Source organism: Legionella sainthelensi (assembly GCF_900637685.1).
GTDB lineage: Bacteria > Pseudomonadota > Gammaproteobacteria > Legionellales > Legionellaceae > Legionella > Legionella sainthelensi.
Genome location: NZ_LR134388.1, coordinates 3,120,923 through 3,140,499 on the forward strand (window position 1 = coordinate 3,120,923; position 19,577 = coordinate 3,140,499).

Sequence of the window (19,577 nt, forward strand, 5' to 3'; positions counted from 1 at the left end):
AATTGAGGATAAATGATGCAAAGCATAAAAAAACGAATGGCAGAAGTAAAGTCAATAGATGAGTTGAATACTCTATTAAAAAATTATTTTTGGAGTATCAGTATCAAAAGTTTTGCTTTTACTTATTATAACCAACACACCAAAACAGGAAGCAAATTAGTGTACGAGTGGGCAACGCCCCCTCTTGATGCATGGCATAAATACTATCTACAAGAGGGTTATGCTGACATTGATCGTACTCTTGAGTCCACAGAGCAATCATTATTACCTATTTTTTGGGATGTGAAAGAACAATTTCGTTTGGCTAAAAATAAAAGAATGCGACGGTTTAAAGAAGAGTCTCTTTTTTTTGGTCTTGATAAGGGATTATGCATTCCTTTACATGGCCCCAAAGGTGAGTTTGTCATTTTGGTTTTACATCAGCGAATTAATGAACAGGGTTTAACAAATTGGGAAAATCATGTAGATGCGTGGATTGGCATCTTACACGCCTATTTTCATTTTTTAAGGCTGCTGTTGAATGAAAAAAATATAGGCGTAGTGCCTCTCACAAAACGAGAACAGGAATGCTTGAGGTTAACTGCTGAGGGATTTCGTTTGGAAATGATCGCCCAATTATTAAAAATCAGTAAACGTACGGTGAATTTTCATTTACAAAACGCCAATAAAAAACTCGGTGTCACTAATAAATATTTAGCAATTATGGCCCTATGGAATCATGATCCCGGGATGAATCTTAATCAGCTCAATAAAATTTGAATGCTTGAAAATAATTTATAATTTGGGGCTGTCCGTCTATGAACACAGACACATGTAATGATAATAGTGAGATAAAAGAAATTAATATGAGTTTTTAAATAAGCAGCCGCACTGGCAACTCAAGTGCGTGCTTGTATATTGACTCTCATCAACGCGAGTAAGATATAAAATTTAAATCCATACTAAAAAATAAGCGCTATAGTTATTTTGGTTTATAACCTGCGTTTTCTAATTCTGTCTCATCACCCAATAAAATATCTAAGGATACCTTTTCAAAAATTGAATCTTTAGGTTCCATGATGTCTTGAGTATTTTGCTCATCGCGCAATTTTCTTTCTTCGACCGTTAATTTCTTTTCAACAGGAATATTCCATATTTTTAACACATCATTTTCTTCTGATTCTTTTCCAATTTTGGTTAGAGTTTCAGAGATTTGTAATTTCAACTCTAGGAGAGAACCGATAAATAAGGAGAACGTTTTATCAATAATCGATACCTGATCTTGCGTTACATTTTCTTTGAGTTCACCAGTATTCGTATCTATCAGCAATCTATAAAAAAATTGTTTATACGTTGGATCTATAATCAAATCAGAATGTTCGTCTGCTAAATAAAAATGCTCCGGGTTTGGTCGTATTTTATGTAACGATTCAATTGATACCCCATTCTTTTTTAAAGAATCTTTCACGGCATCACAGGCCTCGCAACACAATCCATGCCTGTAAACTTCCGTTTTTTTCTTATCAACTTCAGGCATTTCATAATCAGGGTCTTCACTAAGATCTCTCATTAATTCTTCAGACATCCTATTGTTGTGCCTTGCTTTTTCATTAACAGACTCGTTAAGAATGTGAGCTAATTGCTCGACTTCATGTTTACTAATAGCCATAGAGTATCAATAATTAATCAATTTTATTCAATTATTGATCATATTTATTAAGGATTTATTAATTCCTTGGAATTTATTAAAAAATATCGACGAAAAAATGAACAATGCAAAAAGCGTCCACCAAAAACATTTCGCCAAAAGGCTCAGGGATGCGCCTATGCGTGTTTAGGAAATTCAATGGATTCTATGTGTTTGTAACATCAATAACCAAAGGTAATGAAATATGGTATTTTCTTCTTTCCAGTAATATACAAAATAGTTTTTCCACACATAGATGCAAATGGTTTTCTCAAGATACCTAGTTCATCGCAACAGCGCATCACTTATTAATTCAACAGGAGTGGATTGGAGTTTGCAACGGTTAACCTTTCCATTTTGTCAAGGAAAATCTCTTTAGCTTGAGCTAAAGTGTCAGGCTCAAGATTGTACAAACACAGCTTATAATTATCTGAGAAAGTAATTTGATAAAATTGGCCAGTCTCATAGTAATTGAGACCAATGATTCTTGGTTCTTTTGCCATTTCTGCCATAATTACAGGATCTACCTCTTCCATCATTTGTCTTTTTGCAGTCTCCACAATTCTTCGCTTCTTTAACGATTTTTCTTTAGAGCTATCCTTAAAAAATGCATTTATAAGCCCAGGTTCAGTATCTGGTTGCTTTTCTACATAAGGTAACATCACTGTAGACATAGCATAGTAAGCTTGAGCCAACTTTTTTAAACAAGCGATATTTGCATTGAAATCGGAAGGATTTACTGCGCGCGGCTTAAAAGCATCGATGAATTTACCTCGCACCATATTAATTAACCTGGATTCAATGGGCCAACTTTCTTTTTTTTCTAACATTTATCTCGCCTTATACATTTATTAAATTGAAAAACACAAATTGTTTCAGTTGGTCACAATTTATAATACCTCATCTAATTTTTTGATAAGTAATATAAATAGGAAATTATAGCAAGCGTAGATGCTGCCTTTAAACACAAAGGCACATCTACGCTTGCTTTTAGGGTTCATAAATACAGCCATATCAAAATAATTTATATCTTATATAAAAAACGTATTTGCATTTGTGATCTAATTTTCACATCCTGCGCAACCGAAATATGAGGTTATTTAATTTTCAGGAGAATATATATGGGATTTATGAAAATATTAGCTTATTTAGTTAATAGTACATTAAGTGGAACTGAATTAAATAGTTCAGAGCTTAATGCTACGGAACAAGAGCAAAAATTAGTTAATGATCTTCTTATCTCTAATGAACGAGGTGAAAATGGATTATATCGTGCGCTAACTACCCAAAATAGCGCTGCGAGTGGTAATATAAAAATTCATTTGGATGCACTTGCACAAGCAGGCTTCTTTACTGCTCCTTCCGCTACAACTAACAAGAAATCTCTTATTTGCGCAATATTTAAGATTGGTGAATACAGTAGCAGTGTATTAGGTGAAGCAATGTGGAACCCTGATGCACTCCAACAAATTTTGATTGCCTTAGAAAAGGCGGATTGTTTCAATACAGAGCACAACCAACAGGCATTTATTGATGCATTAGTAAGCACCAATTTCATAGGAAAAAGCCCTTTACACATTGCTGCGCATGACTATACATCGCTCAAACAAGTTAATGATTATTTAAAAAAAACAAATTGTTATACGCATCCTGAAAACAAACAAAAATTAATCGATGCTATTTTTTTACCCAATCTTAATGGTGAAAATGCATTATTTAATGCATGTCATAATAATAACGGAGAGTGCATTTCTCTTCTATTAGATATGTTGACCCATGCTGGTTGTTTTGAAGGTTTGCCAGGAAGCAAGAATCAACAAGCATTTGTAAATGCAGTATTTGCAGCCAATGAAAATCAAATGTCCTCGTTATTTTATTTGTACAACAAATCACAAATCTTACATCAATTAATGAAGATAAAGTACTTAGAAGGGCCATTTGCAGAGCTCAATAAACAAAATCTTACTAAGGTCTTATTTAGCGAGGCAAAAATAGGAAAATATCACCAAGGAAACGCTTTTGCAGCGAACTCTCGATGGCAATTATTTCCTGTAGTAATGGAGCATTTAGCGGCTGCCGATTGTTTTTCTGCAGAATCTCCCTACTCTAAACAATTCATACAAGCTGTATTTGCAAAAACACGATATGCACAAAATCTGTTATCGGATATGTATCACCCAGAAAAGATAATTTTGCTCTTAAATAAATTAACTGAGGCTGGTTGTTTTAGTGATGAGGCTACGAAAAAACAATTTCGTGATGCTGTTCGTGCTGATGGGAATGCGATTCTTTCTCGCGTCATTAGAGGCGATTGTAGAGTGTACTTAAGATTACATCAATGCTTAAGAGCCGCTGGATTTACAGCTCAAGATATCAAACAGTTGCTTAACGAGCCCGTAGTGCTAAAATTTGATTACTGGGAGATCGCTACACCGTTGATGATAGCTCTTCTCCGTAAACATAATTTATTAGCGGCGCGTTTAATAGCTGATGGAGCCGAGTTAACTGAGTCCCAAAAGCAGCAAGTGGAATGTGCGCTTAAAGACCAACAGCAGGCTGAAGCGGCCGTAGCTCCATTGGATAGAGCGACTATAAAAAGAGAGCTAATACAAACAGAAAAAAATGCACCCTACAAAAAGCCCAAATTAGAAAAAACTGCTTCACTCTCTGATCTTTCATTATTTGCTGAGAAAAAATCAGCTAATCCTATTCCACATGTTACCAGCGATGATGGATTCATAAAAAGAATAACTCCTCGATAATTCTTGATTCAAGCCATAGCTCCAATCGAGCTATGGCCTCTAGATATCAACGAGATACAGCAAGAATTAAGTAGTCTCGTTGCTTACAACCAAGACTTCAATTTAATTTGCTTGTTCGCGTTCACAAAAGTTAGAACCGAATAATTCTCCATCCCAACTTTTTGGCAGCATACCGCCATAAACCTATGGATGAAAATTCGAATAAGTCCTTGTTTTGCATTGGTTTAAAATGAATGTGGATTCACCTGAGTGCAAAAATATGGTTTGAAAAATAATAGGCAATGCCTTTTAAATAATAAAACCTGTTAATTTCTAACAGTTACATCAAATAATCAATCAGATTAAAATTAGAGCACATTCAAATACACTGAACCATTCTTTGGTTTTGTGATACTGATTTCAATTTGTTAACCCTGATGCGGTCACTAACAGGACTGGTTTAGTCACATCGCATTATCCAGCCCGAGAGAAAGAAGATATGCCAACGTTGCCCATGCTGGATATTCTACAAGAGCTTCAAATTATCCAGGGATTAAAACAAAAATCACTCATTTTTAGCGACAAAGCCAATGAGCTTATCGAGCGCATTCACCATGATTATGGTGATGAAGGCGCCTATTTAATGAAAGTCACGTTACATCAATGGGGATTAGGGGACTTTTTAGAAGCAACTCCCCTGCCGCCCCCTCTTCTTCCACCGCATCAGGTGCAAAACCATGACTGTTATCAAAAAGTGCTTCCTTTATGTCAATTAGCCCTTATTGTGGAACGCAATGGGGTGGCTGAAGACCATGCATTGAAATTAGCTACGATTTTTAAGGATGAAAAAGCGGTATTACATTATTTAATCCAATTTAAAGACCAGAATTCCTACAACTACCTGGTTCATGATGCCTGCTTATTTGAGCTTCCCAAAGCCGATACTTGTGCGATGGCCCAATGGCTGAAACTGGCCAATCTGTACCTTGCCAACCCCCGTTTTCGCGCTCTTTTGCCTCATGCAGAAGCTATTGAGGTCATGGGGAAAATGGGTAAAAAAACAACGAAACAAGAAGGCCAAAAGTTCGATGCAAAAGTTAGGGATAAAATTCAAGAGGTCAAAAAGGAACTCTCTACGGTATCAAAACAATACAAGCAACTGAAGAAAAAGCCCTTGACCAACCCAGCTGAAAGGATGGCACGTCAGGAAAAGCTGCAAGCACTCAGTCAGTATATGTTCAACCTTCAAAACTACTTGGTCTCCCTTTGCCAGGGACGATTATCTTTAGCGCATGTTGACATGATTGTTCTGGAAGCCTTTTATGCCACGTACCAACAAGAAAGCAGTGCAGCTCAAAACATTTTAATCCAAAACGGCATCAGCCCACAAAATAGAGAGCATTTTTATTCACTCCCACGCGATAATGCGGATAAGACGATTCCTGATTTAGTTATTGATGGGAAAGAGATTGGCTATCCTGGGATTTATATTAAAAAACTCGATACGACCAGTGATAAGGGAGCCGCACTTGCAGCCTGTCTTGGAAGAATAACGCAGTGCTGCCAGTATCTTGGCGGTGTGGGCAGTGAGTGTGTGATTCATGGCATTGCCTCTCCTAATGGTGGATTTTATGTTTTATGCCAAGGTGAGGCGCAAAACCCATCGCTGGATGATGCCATTTTGGCGCAATCCTGGGTATGGAAAGGGCAACAGGGTGGGTTGTGTTTGGATTCAATTGAGTCTGCAGTGAAAAAAGAAAAAATAGCTCAGGTGGTGGATATGTTTCGTTTGCTGGGCCACACTCTGTGTCAGAAGCATCACATCACCCAGGTGAATACAGGTGCACAAAGTGGCATCACGCGCCAAGTGGCCTGCAAAGATTATCCAGCTGTCAAAGAACAATTCCAGGATTATGCAGGGTACTGCGATTCTAAATCGCAGCTTCCCCTTGCCTGTGCGACCATGCCTTACCTTTTCTATGGCAAGGTAGCCTCTTCCCAATTGCAAGCCATGATTGCAGAAGAGACGAAGCGCTTTTTCCAAGAATTATTCAGCACCCAGGAAGCATTGCAAAACACCGAAGCCTTGCAACAAGTCCTTGCTTTTGTCCTCTCTACCAGAAACGATGAGTTACTTCAGTTATTAGGTGAGTACGCCTCTCATCACCAAGAAGCCTTTGACGCGCTGTTAGCGACTAACCGGGATTATCTGCACCAATTAGACCAGGGAATCATTGATTTTGACGCTCTGGAACAAGGTGCTGCGATTCATGCGAGGAACAAAAAGGGGCAAAGCGCCTTGCATCTTGCCACCTTAAACGCCGACAAGAAGAGCATCAGCACCCTCATGGCACGGGGCATTAATGTAAACATCCAAGATAAAGACGGCAATACCGCTTTAATCCGTGCCCTGGAAAAAGTGCTCTACAAAGATAAAAGCGAAGTGGGACGCGATATTGCCCAACAATTGATTGCAGCGCAGGCGCAACTGGACATTAAAGACAATGATGAAAATACACCGCTTATCATCGTAGTTAAAAACAAAGACTTAGCCATGGTGAACGATTTGCTGGAACACGGTGCTTGTCTTGAAACCTTGGATGCCCACATGAAAACCGCTTTATTTTGGGCTGCTGAGAAAGGATATGAGGACATTTTTGATGTACTCTTGGAACACGGTGCTAAAGTCAATGGGGTCAGTAACCCCGAGGAAAATACTCCCCTGATGGCCGCATTAATCAACGGACATTGGGGTATCGCACAAAAAATCTTGTCACAAAAAGGGGTGACAATAAGACAAAAAAACCAAAAGGGCGAAACCCTAATTCATCTTGCAGTTAATAACTCTGAAAGCTTAAAGACTATTCTAGCACTATATCCGGAAAATAAACGCTTAGAGGCAGTGATGATTCAAGACAACTATGGCTATACGGCGTTTCATGAAGCGGCTTATACTCCTGAAAGCCTTAAGACTATTCTCGAATTATATCCAGAAAATCAACGTCTAGAGGCGGTGATGGTGAAAAATAATAAAGGCGATACAGCACTTCATAATGCTGCCATGAGTCCCGAAAGCTTAAGGACCATTATCGGATTATTGCCTGAAAATCAACGCCCAGAGGCGGTGATGGTGAAAAATTACAATGGCGATACAGTACTTCATCAGGCTGACAGGAACCCTGAAAGCTTAAAGGCCATTCTAGGATTATTGCCTGAAAATCAACGTCTAGACGCGTTGATTATTCAAAACAATGATAGCTATTACAATGGCTTTACAACAGCACTTCATCTGGCTACCAAATATCCTGAAAGCCTAAAGACCATTCTAGGATCCTTGCCTGAACATCAACGTATAGAGGCGGTGATGATTAAAAACAAAGGCGGCGACACAGTACTCCATCTTGCTAACCATAATTTTGAAAGCCTAAAAACTATTCTCGAATTATATCCAGAAAATCAACGTCTAAGGGCATTGCTGGTTAAAAATCAAGAGGGTAAAACAGTACTTCATAATGCTGCCAAGAATCCTGAAAGCTTAAAAACCATTCTTGCGTTATTGCCAGAAAATCAACGTCTAGAGGCAGTGATGGTTCAAAATAAGGATGATAAAACATCACTTCATCTGGCTGCCGAGAATCCTGAAAGCCTAAAGACCATTCTCGGATTATTGCCAGCAACTCATCGTTTAGAGGCAGTGATGGTTACAAACAAAGACGGCGATACAGTACTTCATCTTGCTGAATATAATCCTGAAAGCCTAAAGACGATTCTAGGATCCTTACCTGAACATCAACGTCTAGAAGCGGTGATGGTTCAAAATAATAAAGGCAATACAGCACTTCATCATGCTACCCATAAGCCTCAAAGCCTAAAATCCATTCTCGAATTATTGTCAGAAAATCAGCGTCTACAGGTAATGCTGGTTCAAAACAAATATAGCGACACAGCACTTCATTGGGCTGTGGATCATTCTGAAAAACTAAAACCCATTCTCGAATTATTGTCAGAAAATCAACGTCTCAAAGCGGTACTGGTTCAAAATAAAGAAGGTAAAACCGTACTTCATGAAGCTGCCAAGAATCCTGAAATCCTAAAGACCATTCTAGGATTATTGCCAGAAAATCACTATCTAGAAGCGTTTCTGGTTAAAAGTAAGGGCGGTAAAACAGCACTTCATCTGGCTGCTGATAATCCTGAAAGCCTAAAGATCATTCTCGAATTATATCCAGAAAATAAGCGCTTAGAGGCGATGATGATTCAAGACAACTATAGCTGTACAGCACTTCATTTGGCTGCTAAGAATCCTGAAAATCTAAAGACCATTCTAGAATTATATCCAGAAAATAAGCGTTTAGAAGCAATAATGATTCAAACCAACTTTGGCAGTACAGCACTTCATCTGGCTGCTGATCATCCAGAAAGTCTAAAGGCAGCTCTCGAATTATTACCAGTAAATCAACGCTTAGAGGCTGAGAGGGTTCAAGACAAAGAGGGTAAAACAGCACTTCATATGGCTATAAGTCGGCCTGGCAGCCTAAAAACCATTTTCGCGCTATTGCCAGACAACCAACACTTAAAGGCAGTGATGATTCAAGACAACTATGGCGCTACAGCACTTCATCTTGCAGCTACGAATGCTGAAAGCTTAAAAACCATTCTTGAATTATTGCCACAAAATCAACGTCTAGAGGCAGTAATGGTTCAAAATAAGTATGGTGAAACAGTACTTCATGATGCTGCCAAGAATCCTGAAAGCTTAAAAACCATTCTTGCGTTATTGCCAGAAAATCAACGTCTAGAGGCAGTGATGGTTCAAAATAAGGATTGTGAAACAGTACGCCATCTTGCTAAAAATCGCCCTGAAAGCCTAAGGACGATTCTGGAGTTATTGCCTGCAGAAACTGACACTTGTAGTAGTGAAAATAAGGATATGTTCAAAATACTCACAAACAATCACTCATTTTTCTCGATTCCTAAAGAATATAATAGTGACAAAGATTTGCGGAACAACCCCAAAGAGCGTCCTGCTATCAAGTGGGTATAAACTAAGGATTTGTTCTATATGAATGATTTTTCTTATTGGATTTCTATTCTTAGTCTTAGTTAATTGATAAGTTATCCTTTCAAAAAGTACTGTCACAGGTGAGTATGCACAAAATAAAGCTTTGATCGATCGTATCCTTGAAGGATAAAATATTGCAACTTTGACTTAAAAAAGTTCAATTTGATGAAAAAGAAAAAGATATTACTTGTTTGGCTTTTATCATTTTCTAGCAGCACTATTTTAGCACAAGGTAGTTTGCCGCAATTATTTTTATTTGTTGGAAGGAACGAGGCAAGCTCATATAGACATATACTCAAAAATAATTGCATAAATGGAATACAAATAATTTATTCTTGGAAACAGTTAGAACCGAAAAAGGGTTTTTATGATTTTTCAAAAATTGAAAAAGATTTAAAGTTTCTTGATAAAGAACATAAAAAGCTTTTTATCCAAATACAAGATCGCTCCTTTACTCCGGACGTCTTTAATGTTCCTGACTATATCCGCAAAGAGAGTATATATCATGGTGGAGTGGAAATGCAGTATGATTTTCCAGGAGAGGGAAAACCTATTACCACAGGATGGGTTGCACGAACATGGGACTCTGCCGTAAGAAAACGTTTTCAATTATTAATACGAAAATTAGCGTCTCAATTTGATGGGCGAGTTTACGGTATCAACTTACCAGAAACATCCGCTGATTTTGACCCTAACCATATGCCTAAGGATTTCACATCTGATAAATATTTTTACTCAGTCATTAATAATATTCATTACCTAAAAAAATCTTTTAAAAAAAGCAAGGTTATCCAATACGTCAATTTTTTTCCAGAAGAATGGAATGATGATCATCTTTATATGAGTAGGTTATTTGCATTTGCCATGAAGCACCACATAGGCTTGGGTGGTCCAGACGTTGTACCCTATAAAGAGTCGCAAATGAACAATAGCTATCCTTTTTTTCATAAATATAATGGTAAAATAGTAACAGCCATAGCAGTCCAAGAACCTGATTATACTTATAAAAATCCAAAAACAGGTAATTTTTACAATTTTTATGATTTCTATTTTTTTTCAAAAGAGTACTTAGGAACATCAATTCTTTTTTGGAATGTAGAGGAGCCTTTTTTATCGAATCAGCTTTTACCTCACTTAAATGTTAATTATTTTATGTGCAATCAAGATAAATGAAGTAAACATGTACCTATAACTCCCTGGTTTATATTTTGCTTCCTTATTCATCACAAGATTGGGTTCTATAGTAAATGTTAACTGCTAGGCTGAAAATCGTTTCTGGCATTGAAGATAACTAACTCGATATGCCGTGATTTTGAGACAACATTAATAAATAATAAACACATTATTTTTTTCTGTGTTAAGCTTGACTCATAGAAGCAAAGCGAGCTTGGGTGATGATAAAAGTTGGGCAATTTAATAAATTAAAAATGGTACGTGAGGTTCCTTTTGGGGTGTATCTTCAAGGAGGAGAGTGGGGAGAAATTTTATTACCCAATAAATCTGTACCTAAAAACGCATTGGTTGGTGATGTGCTGGATGTATTTGTTTACTTTGATTCAGAGGACAAAATTATAGCAACAACAGCGCGCCCTCATGCCAGATTAGGTAGCTGTGCTTTTTTAAAAGTGATTGATGTAAATCCTGTAGGAGCTTTTCTTGATTGGGGATTAGACAAAGATTTATTGGTACCCAAACCAGAACAACACCGCCCTATGGAAAAGGGAAAATCTTATCTTGTCTATTTAAAGCAAGATAATCAAGGACGCATTATTGCAAGTTCAAAAATCGATTATTTTTTAGATAAGACAGACGCTCACTTTAAGCCAGGTGAGGAAGTTAGTCTACTCATTGCGGATAGTACTCCGTTAGGGCGAAAAGTAATTATCAACAACAGTCACTGGGGACTGATCCATACGGATGATATTTTTCAAACACTAATCTATGGCAAAAAAATAAAAGGATACATCAAAAAAGTACGTGAAGATGGCAAAATTGATGTTGCTTTAAGACAAATAGGACAAAATAGTATTAATGAATTAGCGCAACGTATTATATTGAAGCTTGAACAATCCGGGGGTTTTTTAGCTTTACATGACAAAAGCCCTCCAGCAGAAATTCAGCAGATATTTGCTGAGAGCAAAAAAAATTTTAAAAGTGCCTTGGGACAACTTTATAAACAGGCTCTTATTAATATCGAAGATAATGGCATTCGTTTAAAACACATTGAAAAGAAGTTCAAATGAACAACAGCACCATAATATTTTTTAGTAGTTCAAAACCGATCTGACAGGTACCCGTTTTTCAACAAGTGTCTGTCAGGTCAAATTCAGTTTATAAATTTTTACACCCCCTTCTACATCAGTTATTTTTTACCCAATCTCCTTCTAAGTTTTTTTCATATTCTTTTTTTACTGCGCTCCAGGCAACTGCATGAGCAGTCTCTTCTCTGTCACGATCTCCCTGTCTTTTTTTCGGCTCATCATACTGATCCCAAGCATTATTATATGCTTCCTTATAAATTTCTTGTGCATGTTTCGGTAGGTTATCCTTAACGCTATTAGGTAGTTCATTGATTTGTTTATATGGCATCAGAGTCTCCTTTTTTTATATGTTTATATACTTGCAACAATAAAAACAAACTTTCCGCACTTGATATTAAATTACTAAATCAATTTAAATGACACCAGAATTTGTTATAGTGATGATTCTGTCCCCAAATAATCTGAACACCCCTATTTTTTACTATCCAGTGAATGAGTAAAGATACTTATAAATTTTTCGTTTCTTTTAGTTTTCTTAATTCATCTTTTGCCTGATTTAAAATAGCTTTTTGTTCCTGAGCTAGTTTTTTTCCAGCTCGATTAATGTAAAAATTAAGCATAGACATAGCAGATTGATAAATTGAACCTTTCCTACGAGTACTTTTTTCTGGAGAGTGGATTAAAGATTCAGCAATATTTTTTGGATCTTTCCAAGCAAACACACCTTTTTCTAAATCTGAGGCATGGCTCTTTTGAGCAACATTTTGAGACCATTTATCTTGCTTTGTCATAAAAAACTCTTTTAAACATTTCGGTTTCCTTTGCTAATTTTAGCAACAACACCCATTTCGTGGGACATCTAACGTATCATAACGTACTAGTCTGATACTTTTTCTAGAGGTTTAAATCCGTTTGCTCCCATTTTGGGCAGATGTGAAAATCATTTTTTCGATCAAAATCGGAAGGATATTTAAGTATCTATTCCGCTCCTCTAATGGCCGATGAGGGCACGAAAACTGATAACCCGCAATATAACCTGCTAAATAGTCATTTAATTTTTTTGGCTTTCATCAAGATCTTTCATTTCATTTTTACCCAGAATGAAGCTTCTCCCTCGGTAAGAAGATTTCATAAAATTAAATTAATTTGAGCGTAGAGAGTTTTGTACCCATTTTAGTTCTACTCGATTAAGGAAAAACGTACATTATACTGTTTCAAAGAAGACTATAATTGAGAATTAAACAGTAGTTTTGAGATGCAAATGAATAATTGTTATATCTATTATTGCAAGAACACCAAGGGTATCATTTACTTAGATATTTTAAAGCAACTACTTATTTAGGGTCTGTCAACCGTCTCTAAGATTTCAATTAATAATACCATTTAAATTCAAAATTTCATCTAAGCTAAAAATTTTTAATTTTTAGTTTATCAATACATAATTGCATTTTATAGTGTGGGACTGGATGCCATGAGGCTATAAATTCACCAATAATTTCAAAACCCGCTTTTTTATACACGTGAACCGCACGTTGATTAGAAATTTCAGGATCAATGAGCACGATTTTCGTATCAGAAAATTGACTTAAGATGAATTCATGAATCATCTGTACTGACAATCCTTTACCAAGGTAATCCAAACTGCAAATAAATAAATCTAAAGTAATTGCCCCCTCTGGATGCTCTTTTGATTTTTCAATTTCAGAAGTAATCAAATAGGCAAAAGGAATTTCATTATCGTAAGCTATCCAATGGGTAGCCCATGGTTTCCCATTATTTAAGAATTGTTCTATGTCTTTGATAGTATTGCTTAAACCCTCACCATGAAGCCATTCATTAATATGAGGTTGATGAATCCATTTCAAAACAAATTGATGTTGCGATTTATCCAGATGTTTAAAGCAAAAGCGACATTCTTTTGAAGAAAAACCAATCATTAAAAAAACCAATAATCAAAAATATTTTAGAATTGTATCATTTACTTATAGATTCTTATATTAACATCCGCTCAAAGCGACCCATTTTAAATAACTATAAGATATCTTGAACGATCAAAATAGGTGACAGATTTGTTTTTGAATGCTATTTCCTCTTTAATGACATCTGGATTTCTTATCTCGCTTTTATATAAATAAGTGAAATAAAAGTATAGTGTATCTTTTAAATGATACTAGTCGCAAAGAATATTAGAGAAAACCAATGAGAATTACTTTTAAACCTCTTGCTGAAACTGATTTGATTTTCCTTCTTAAATGGTTAGAAGAACCCCACGTGAAAGCTTGGTGGGATCAAGAAATACAATGGACATATAACTTAATTGAAGAAAAATATGGCAGTTACATTAAAGGATATAAGTTTGAAAATGGCATAAAGAAACCTATTAGTGCTTATATTATTTTTGCAGATGAAAATCCTATCGGATACATCCAATTTTATAATGCATATGACTTTGCGCGCTCAATCCCTTTAACGGGATTACCCTCAAGTCTCGCTGCTTTTGATGTATTTATAGGAGAAAAACAATTTTTAAAGAAAGGGCTCGGAAGCAAAGCTATTAATCAATTTTTCAAGGAACATGCCAGCTCATATACCCATGTCTTTGCAGATCCAGAAAACTCGAATAGCACAGCAATTAAAGCGTATCAGAAAGCGGGGTTTAAAATCGTAAATCAGCAGCCAGCTACCGGTGAATTATGGATGATTCGAAAGCAACATTTAACTTAGAAGCTGTAATAACCGGTTTCATCCCAATTAATATCAATAAATTGGGTTTATTATCAATACAGGATGTTTAGCATTAAGTCTATTGCCTTTCAATATTTTCTTGAACTTCGAAAATCCGTCTTTCTGCAGAGAACTTATCTTGAAACAATCTAATCCCCTCTTCACGCATTTTCGCTGCAAACTCAGTAAAATATAGAGTTAAGGAGTCTCTATTTTCCAATTGATACTGGACTGTTAGTTCTTTTCTCCCAACTATTTCTTCAGATTCTGGTTTTAAAATTCTTGCTTGTATGAATCCAGGCAATTGAAGCATTTCTTTTACATGTTCTTTTAACCAAACTTGAAATTTTGCAAAGACATCTTTATCAATTGCTAAATTGACTTCATAAATGACCATATTTGTTACTTTAAAAGAGAAAATCAGATTACAGTTTAGCAGAATAAGTCTATCCTTTTAATGTATTTTTAAATACCTTAAATTTAAAACTCTCCGTTACTTGAGCAATGCTCGAAGCAAGATATGGGGTAATCTAGCTTGAGAACTATTTAATTCAGACATAAAACTGCAAACACCAGAGTCGTACTCATTTTAATTTATCGAGTCGCAAAGATTGCTTTATTTTCCAATAATCCTCCCAGGGATCTTCTCTTAGGAATTTGAGGCGATTAGGCAAGGTTTTTAAAGTAAATTCAGAATCACGCTTATCATTAGTAAGTTCATCCCAAGAAATAGGAACAGCAACAGGGGCATGGATACGTGCTCTTGTTGAGTAAGGACTAATAGCGGTTGCGCCGCGTTGATTACGCAAATAATCAATAAAAATTTTGCCTTTGCGTTTCGCTTTAGCCATTTTACTCACGTAACATTCAGGATTTATTGTTTCGAGAAAGGTTACAAAAACGTGTGCAAAATTTTTTACTTCATCCCATTTATATTCAGGTTGTATAGGTACAACCACATGTAATCCTTTACCACCTGTTGTTTTGATAAAAGAAGTTAATTTAAATTCTTGCAAATATTTTTTTACTTCCAAAGCAGATGCAACGATCGCCTTCCATGCAACTGAGGGATCAGGGTCTAAATCAATAACAATCATATCTGGTTTTTCTACATTCGCAATTAAGCTTCCCCACAAATGAATTTCTAAAACATTCATTTGTATCAAACTATATAATCCATTTTTAGTATTCAAATAAATAAATTGCTCTTTCGTTCCTGATTTCGCTTCTACAGTAATTGCTTTTAAAGCTTTAGCTGTGGACTCATTATAATGGCGTTGGAAAAAACAATCATTTCGATTTTCAGAGCATCGTACTAATGATAAAACTCTATCTTTAATAAAGGGCATGATGTGATCCGCTACAATTTCGTAATAATTAAGCAAATCACTTTTTGTAATCCCCTCTTCAGGATAAAGCACTTTATCAGGATGGGTTATTTTAAATGAATCGTTCTTCGTATCCATCTTCATTTTTATCACTTCACCACTATGGTTATCAAGCGTATTTTTTCTTTCCTTAACTACTTCATCAGGCCTTTTATCCAAACGTAATCCTTTAAAACTTGGATGACGTAAATGACCTTCTTTCGTCCATTCAGTAAACGCCACTTCAACCACCAACCTAGGTGCTACCCAAATTACTTCATGAGAAACACCAATCTCTTGATTAAAAGGACATTTAGGTAGAGATTCTTTTTGCAAAAGAGTAAAAATTTTTTGCAGCGAATCCTCTGTAAATCCTGTCCCCAATTTTCCTACATATTCTAAGGATCCATAGTCGTTATAAACTCCTAAAAGTAAAGATCGAAAATAATGGCGCTTTTCCCTGGCAGGAATATATCCTGTAACAATAAATTCCTGCCTGAGTTGGCATTTTACTTTCAACCATGCTTTACTTCGCTTGGATAAATAGAAACTATCTATACGTTTGGACATTATTCCTTCAAGAGATAAATCACACGATTGCTGAAAAAGAAAACCTCCATTCCCTACAATATGATCGTTTTAACGGAGCGTTTTATTTCCCCCTGCTAATAATTCTTTTAAAATCTGCTTGCGTTTTAATAAGGGTAAAGATCTTAAATCAAATTGATCGTAATAAAGAATGTCGAAAATGTAATAAACATAAGGAGCATTTGCGTTCACTTTAATCGTATTTTGTAACAGTTGAAAATCTGAATATCCATGTTTATCCAGCAACACAAGCTCTCCATCCAAAATGACTCGCTGCAATGATAGTTTTTTAATTGCTTGTTCTATCGATAATAAATAGTTGGTCCAATCATTATTGTTACGTGTTTTTAAATGAATTTTCTTATCATGAATAAAAGCAATAATTCGATATCCATCAAATTTTATTTCATGCAACCAATCTGGACCTTCTGGCGCTTTATTGACTAGAGTTGCTAATTGCGGTTTTATAAATTCAGGAAAAGGACTTATTGGTAACCCATTTAATAGTTTCCTAAACTTATTATCATGTTTTTTTTAGGTTTTGCTTTTGAGGGGGCTCTCTATTAACTCCTCTTTTGTCCAAGAAAAACGAAACCTTTTACTTATTTCTTCAATGGATTGATGTGTCAAGACACTATTGGGCACCTCCAGGGTAATATCATAATCTTCCAGCTTTTGAGCAAATTTATCTTTATATTTGATTAAAAACCATTGATTCGCCTTATTAACACGAAGCAAGTCCCAACGTCCCTTTAATTTTTTGGCATTTAATTCAAATCGTAAATGTCCCGCTTTATAGGCCTCTTCAGGATTTTCATCCAGGGTTTTCCAAGTACCTTGATCCCAGAGCATCACTACACCAGCACCATATTGGCCTTTGGGAATTATTCCTTCAAAATGACCATACTCGACTGGATGGTCTTCCACATGCAGTGCTAAGCGTTTTACAGAAGGATCAAAGCAAGGCCCTTTGGGTATAGCCCAACTTAATAATATTCCATTCAATTCCAAACGAAAATCATAATGAAGATGGCTCGCTGCATGTTTCTGAATAACAAATAAAAGTTCATTTTCCTGAGAAACATTGCCTTGGGGTTCGGGAGTTTTATTAAAATTTCTTTTATTTCGATAAGACTCCAATCGCATCGCTCTCTCCATGATGTATTATTTCATCTTTAATTTTATTAAAAAAAATAGAAATTTCCACTTTGAATAAAATTCAAAAAGATATAAATGGTCTAATCTTTTTAATACATCTCAAGCGTTAAATTTTAGAAATGAATTTATTTAAGGATTAAATAGAATGTCTAAATCAATTTGGAAAGGAGAAATTTCTTTTGGTCTTGTTTCCATTCCTGTTTCTTTATATTCAACTGAAGAAAAAAATGAGCTTAATTTTCATCTGCTTGATAAAAAAACCAAATCAAGAATTCGCTATCAACGTATTAATGAAAAAACAGGCGACGAGGTGTCTTGGGAGGATATCGTTAAATGAATATCGAGAGGCATTAAAAAAATGGCTGGATCAACAAATTTCAAAACAATCAAAAATTAAAGAAAAAATATCAGCAACAGAGAGCAAAAGTGATGTAATTGATTTCATTTCCCTATTAAAAGAAAGTATGAAGAAAAGAACGTTATCTAAATAAAATTGAACCGATATTCAAAATCTAATATTTTTACTATAAAAAATAATGAGCATTTTGAATAAAAGTAAGAAAAATCTGATGTTCTCACCTATACTCATCGAAGATGATGAAAAAAATATAGTCATATCCCCCAATGTATGACGAAGGAGATTTATATGATATTAACTCATTTTAAAAAAATAATTATAGGCTTGAGTGTAGGTGTTTTTTTCGCCTCTAACAGTTGGGCTGTGTGGACAAAGGATGTTCACAGTACCACTTGTGCAGGTAATACATGCCATCATTCGTCTTATAAAAAACAGTGTTACCATGGCGATTGCCGCGTAGTCAAACGCAGCAGCACTTGGCACAGGTAACTATTTCGTAGCCTGGGTTTTCTCGAGTAAGAACCTAGATTTATTGATAATACCCAGGCTGCAAAAAGCACCAATTTGTATCACTCAAAAATGATGCACGATGTGAACCCAAGTAATATAAGCCAGTTTTTTTGGGTAATTCTTCTTCAGATTATGATGTTTTGTCTTGTTGTTCTATTACCTCACATGCTGACGTTAGCTTTAATGTACTTGACTCAATTATCCTTTGATTCTCCGGAAAAATAACACGAAACCCAGGCTCTAAAATTTGCCCAAGCGGATTTAATGAAATTTCTGATGTACTCACCTCCATTCGTCTTTGAACTAACAAGCGATACATCATTGCCACATTTTTGCTGTTTTTTAGTTTTTCTTGACAATGATTTAGAAAATTTCTGGCTTTTTGTTGATAAAATTCAATATTTTGTTCTGGAGAGGTGCGATTTTTTAACAGCTTTTTCGCAGCCCATTCTTTTGATTCACTCAAGTTTTTAATAAATTCATCGTGCCAATTCACAGATAGGGTTGCTGGAAGCAAACGTAAAAGACTACATCGTGTCGGTGAAAATACTGGATTTGCTCTATCTATGTCTAAAACATCCAACATGAATTTAGTATCAATAATTTTATTGTTAATTAGTTTATCCACTGCTAATTTATCTGATTTAGCCTTCACAGGGGTAAGCCACGCATGATCTGCATCTTGCAAATAGGTTTCAGGAAAATGACTTCCTAAAACATTCAATGCTTCCTCATAAAAAGCCCTTGAAATAATAATCGATTGATTTTTTTGATCAGCTACAAACCTTGAGTCAATGAAAAACTCAATGGGAATGCTCACTTTGGATTGAACTTCATCATTTGGATAAATATCGGACATTAAATTAAGTTCAACTGGACAAAATAAGGGGCGAAGCAGCTCTTGCAAGGAAAGAGAACCCTTTTTTTGATGAAATTTCTCATTAAAAGTCAACTTATTAAGACCAAGTAAAACGCTTTTGGATAATTGCTCCGGCGCAACTAATGTTTCTAAAATATCCTGCAATACCGCATCTGGCTTATGCCCACCAAAATTTAATTTTCGTTTTGGCTCCCACCAATCATTATGAGGTTGATCCAGTTCCTTCATAATAGGACCACCAGCACCATGACAGCCAGAACAA

17 protein-coding genes are annotated in these 19,577 nt (G+C 35.7%); 7 read left to right on the forward strand and 10 right to left on the reverse strand.

Annotation, left to right across the window (positions count from 1 at the left end; translation table 11 throughout):
* The first annotated feature begins 12 nt into the window (after positions 1-12).
* Complete coding sequence (locus EL220_RS13740; RefSeq protein ID WP_027272062.1) at positions 13-759, forward strand: helix-turn-helix transcriptional regulator; 747 nt, start codon at positions 13-15, stop codon at positions 757-759.
* A 202-nt stretch (positions 760-961) separates the two neighbouring features.
* Here EL220_RS13740 and EL220_RS13745 read toward each other — a convergent pair whose 3' ends face one another.
* The gene (locus EL220_RS13745) at positions 962-1,648 is read right to left on the reverse strand and encodes a hypothetical protein (RefSeq protein ID WP_027272063.1); all 687 of its coding nucleotides are present in this window, start codon (positions 1,646-1,648) and stop codon (positions 962-964) included.
* A gap of 326 nt (positions 1,649-1,974) precedes the next feature.
* Complete coding sequence (locus EL220_RS13750; RefSeq protein ID WP_027272064.1) at positions 1,975-2,496, reverse strand: hypothetical protein; 522 nt, start codon at positions 2,494-2,496, stop codon at positions 1,975-1,977.
* Between the two features lie 291 nt (positions 2,497-2,787).
* Here EL220_RS13750 and EL220_RS13755 point away from each other — a divergent pair, with 291 nt between their 5' ends.
* The 4 genes from EL220_RS13755 to EL220_RS13770 all read left to right on the forward strand — a co-directional run bounded on the left by EL220_RS13755 (position 2,788) and on the right by EL220_RS13770 (position 11,712).
* Positions 2,788-4,428 (forward strand): hypothetical protein, encoded by a 1,641-nt coding sequence (locus tag EL220_RS13755; protein WP_027272065.1) that lies wholly within the window; start codon positions 2,788-2,790, stop codon positions 4,426-4,428.
* 478 nt (positions 4,429-4,906) lie between these two features.
* Positions 4,907-9,451, forward strand: coding sequence for an ankyrin repeat domain-containing protein (locus EL220_RS13760; protein WP_128130919.1), 4,545 nt, complete (start codon positions 4,907-4,909; stop codon positions 9,449-9,451).
* Positions 9,452-9,634: 183 nt separating this feature from the next.
* The gene (locus EL220_RS13765; RefSeq protein ID WP_027269694.1) at positions 9,635-10,642 is read left to right on the forward strand and encodes a hypothetical protein; all 1,008 of its coding nucleotides are present in this window, start codon (positions 9,635-9,637) and stop codon (positions 10,640-10,642) included.
* Between the two features lie 221 nt (positions 10,643-10,863).
* Positions 10,864-11,712 (forward strand): CvfB family protein, encoded by an 849-nt coding sequence (locus EL220_RS13770; protein ID WP_027269693.1) that lies wholly within the window; start codon positions 10,864-10,866, stop codon positions 11,710-11,712.
* 115 nt (positions 11,713-11,827) lie between these two features.
* Here the strand turns inward: EL220_RS13770 and EL220_RS13775 are convergent, their stop codons facing one another.
* The 3 genes from EL220_RS13775 to EL220_RS13785 form a co-directional block, all read right to left on the reverse strand.
* Complete coding sequence (locus EL220_RS13775) at positions 11,828-12,058, reverse strand: ChaB family protein (protein WP_128130920.1); 231 nt, start codon at positions 12,056-12,058, stop codon at positions 11,828-11,830.
* Between the two features lie 178 nt (positions 12,059-12,236).
* A complete protein-coding gene (locus tag EL220_RS13780) occupies positions 12,237-12,521 on the reverse strand; it encodes a DUF3175 domain-containing protein (RefSeq protein ID WP_027269691.1) in 285 nt (94 codons plus the stop codon).
* A gap of 615 nt (positions 12,522-13,136) precedes the next feature.
* Positions 13,137-13,667, reverse strand: coding sequence for a GNAT family N-acetyltransferase (locus tag EL220_RS13785; RefSeq protein ID WP_027269690.1), 531 nt, complete (start codon positions 13,665-13,667; stop codon positions 13,137-13,139).
* 262 nt (positions 13,668-13,929) lie between these two features.
* Here EL220_RS13785 and EL220_RS13790 point away from each other — a divergent pair, with 262 nt between their 5' ends.
* Positions 13,930-14,454, forward strand: a complete 525-nt coding sequence (locus EL220_RS13790; protein WP_027269689.1) for a GNAT family N-acetyltransferase — start codon at positions 13,930-13,932, stop codon at positions 14,452-14,454.
* 79 nt (positions 14,455-14,533) lie between these two features.
* Here the strand turns inward: EL220_RS13790 and EL220_RS13795 are convergent, their stop codons facing one another.
* From EL220_RS13795 to EL220_RS18340, 4 genes are all read right to left on the reverse strand, one after another.
* Complete coding sequence (locus EL220_RS13795; RefSeq protein WP_027269688.1) at positions 14,534-14,851, reverse strand: DUF4286 family protein; 318 nt, start codon at positions 14,849-14,851, stop codon at positions 14,534-14,536.
* Between the two features lie 187 nt (positions 14,852-15,038).
* Positions 15,039-16,451, reverse strand: coding sequence for a DNA ligase D (ligD, locus tag EL220_RS13800; protein ID WP_261975394.1), 1,413 nt, complete (start codon positions 16,449-16,451; stop codon positions 15,039-15,041).
* Between the two features lie 9 nt (positions 16,452-16,460).
* Positions 16,461-16,823, reverse strand: a complete 363-nt coding sequence (locus tag EL220_RS19205; RefSeq protein WP_232002471.1) for an ATP-dependent DNA ligase — start codon at positions 16,821-16,823, stop codon at positions 16,461-16,463.
* Positions 16,824-16,943: 120 nt separating this feature from the next.
* Positions 16,944-17,555: a DNA polymerase ligase N-terminal domain-containing protein gene (locus EL220_RS18340; RefSeq protein ID WP_169735553.1), complete on the reverse strand. Its 612-nt coding sequence runs from the start codon at positions 17,553-17,555 to the stop codon at positions 16,944-16,946.
* A 157-nt stretch (positions 17,556-17,712) separates the two neighbouring features.
* On the opposite strand from EL220_RS18340, the gene EL220_RS19210 reads away from it, so the two are divergent.
* Positions 17,713-17,904, forward strand: coding sequence for a Ku protein (locus EL220_RS19210; protein ID WP_027269687.1), 192 nt, complete (start codon positions 17,713-17,715; stop codon positions 17,902-17,904).
* Positions 17,905-18,565: 661 nt separating this feature from the next.
* On the opposite strand, the gene EL220_RS19215 is transcribed toward EL220_RS19210, so the two are convergent.
* The gene (locus EL220_RS19215) at positions 18,566-19,543 is read right to left on the reverse strand and encodes a hypothetical protein (RefSeq protein WP_232002472.1); all 978 of its coding nucleotides are present in this window, start codon (positions 19,541-19,543) and stop codon (positions 18,566-18,568) included.
* Positions 19,544-19,577 lie beyond the last annotated feature (34 nt).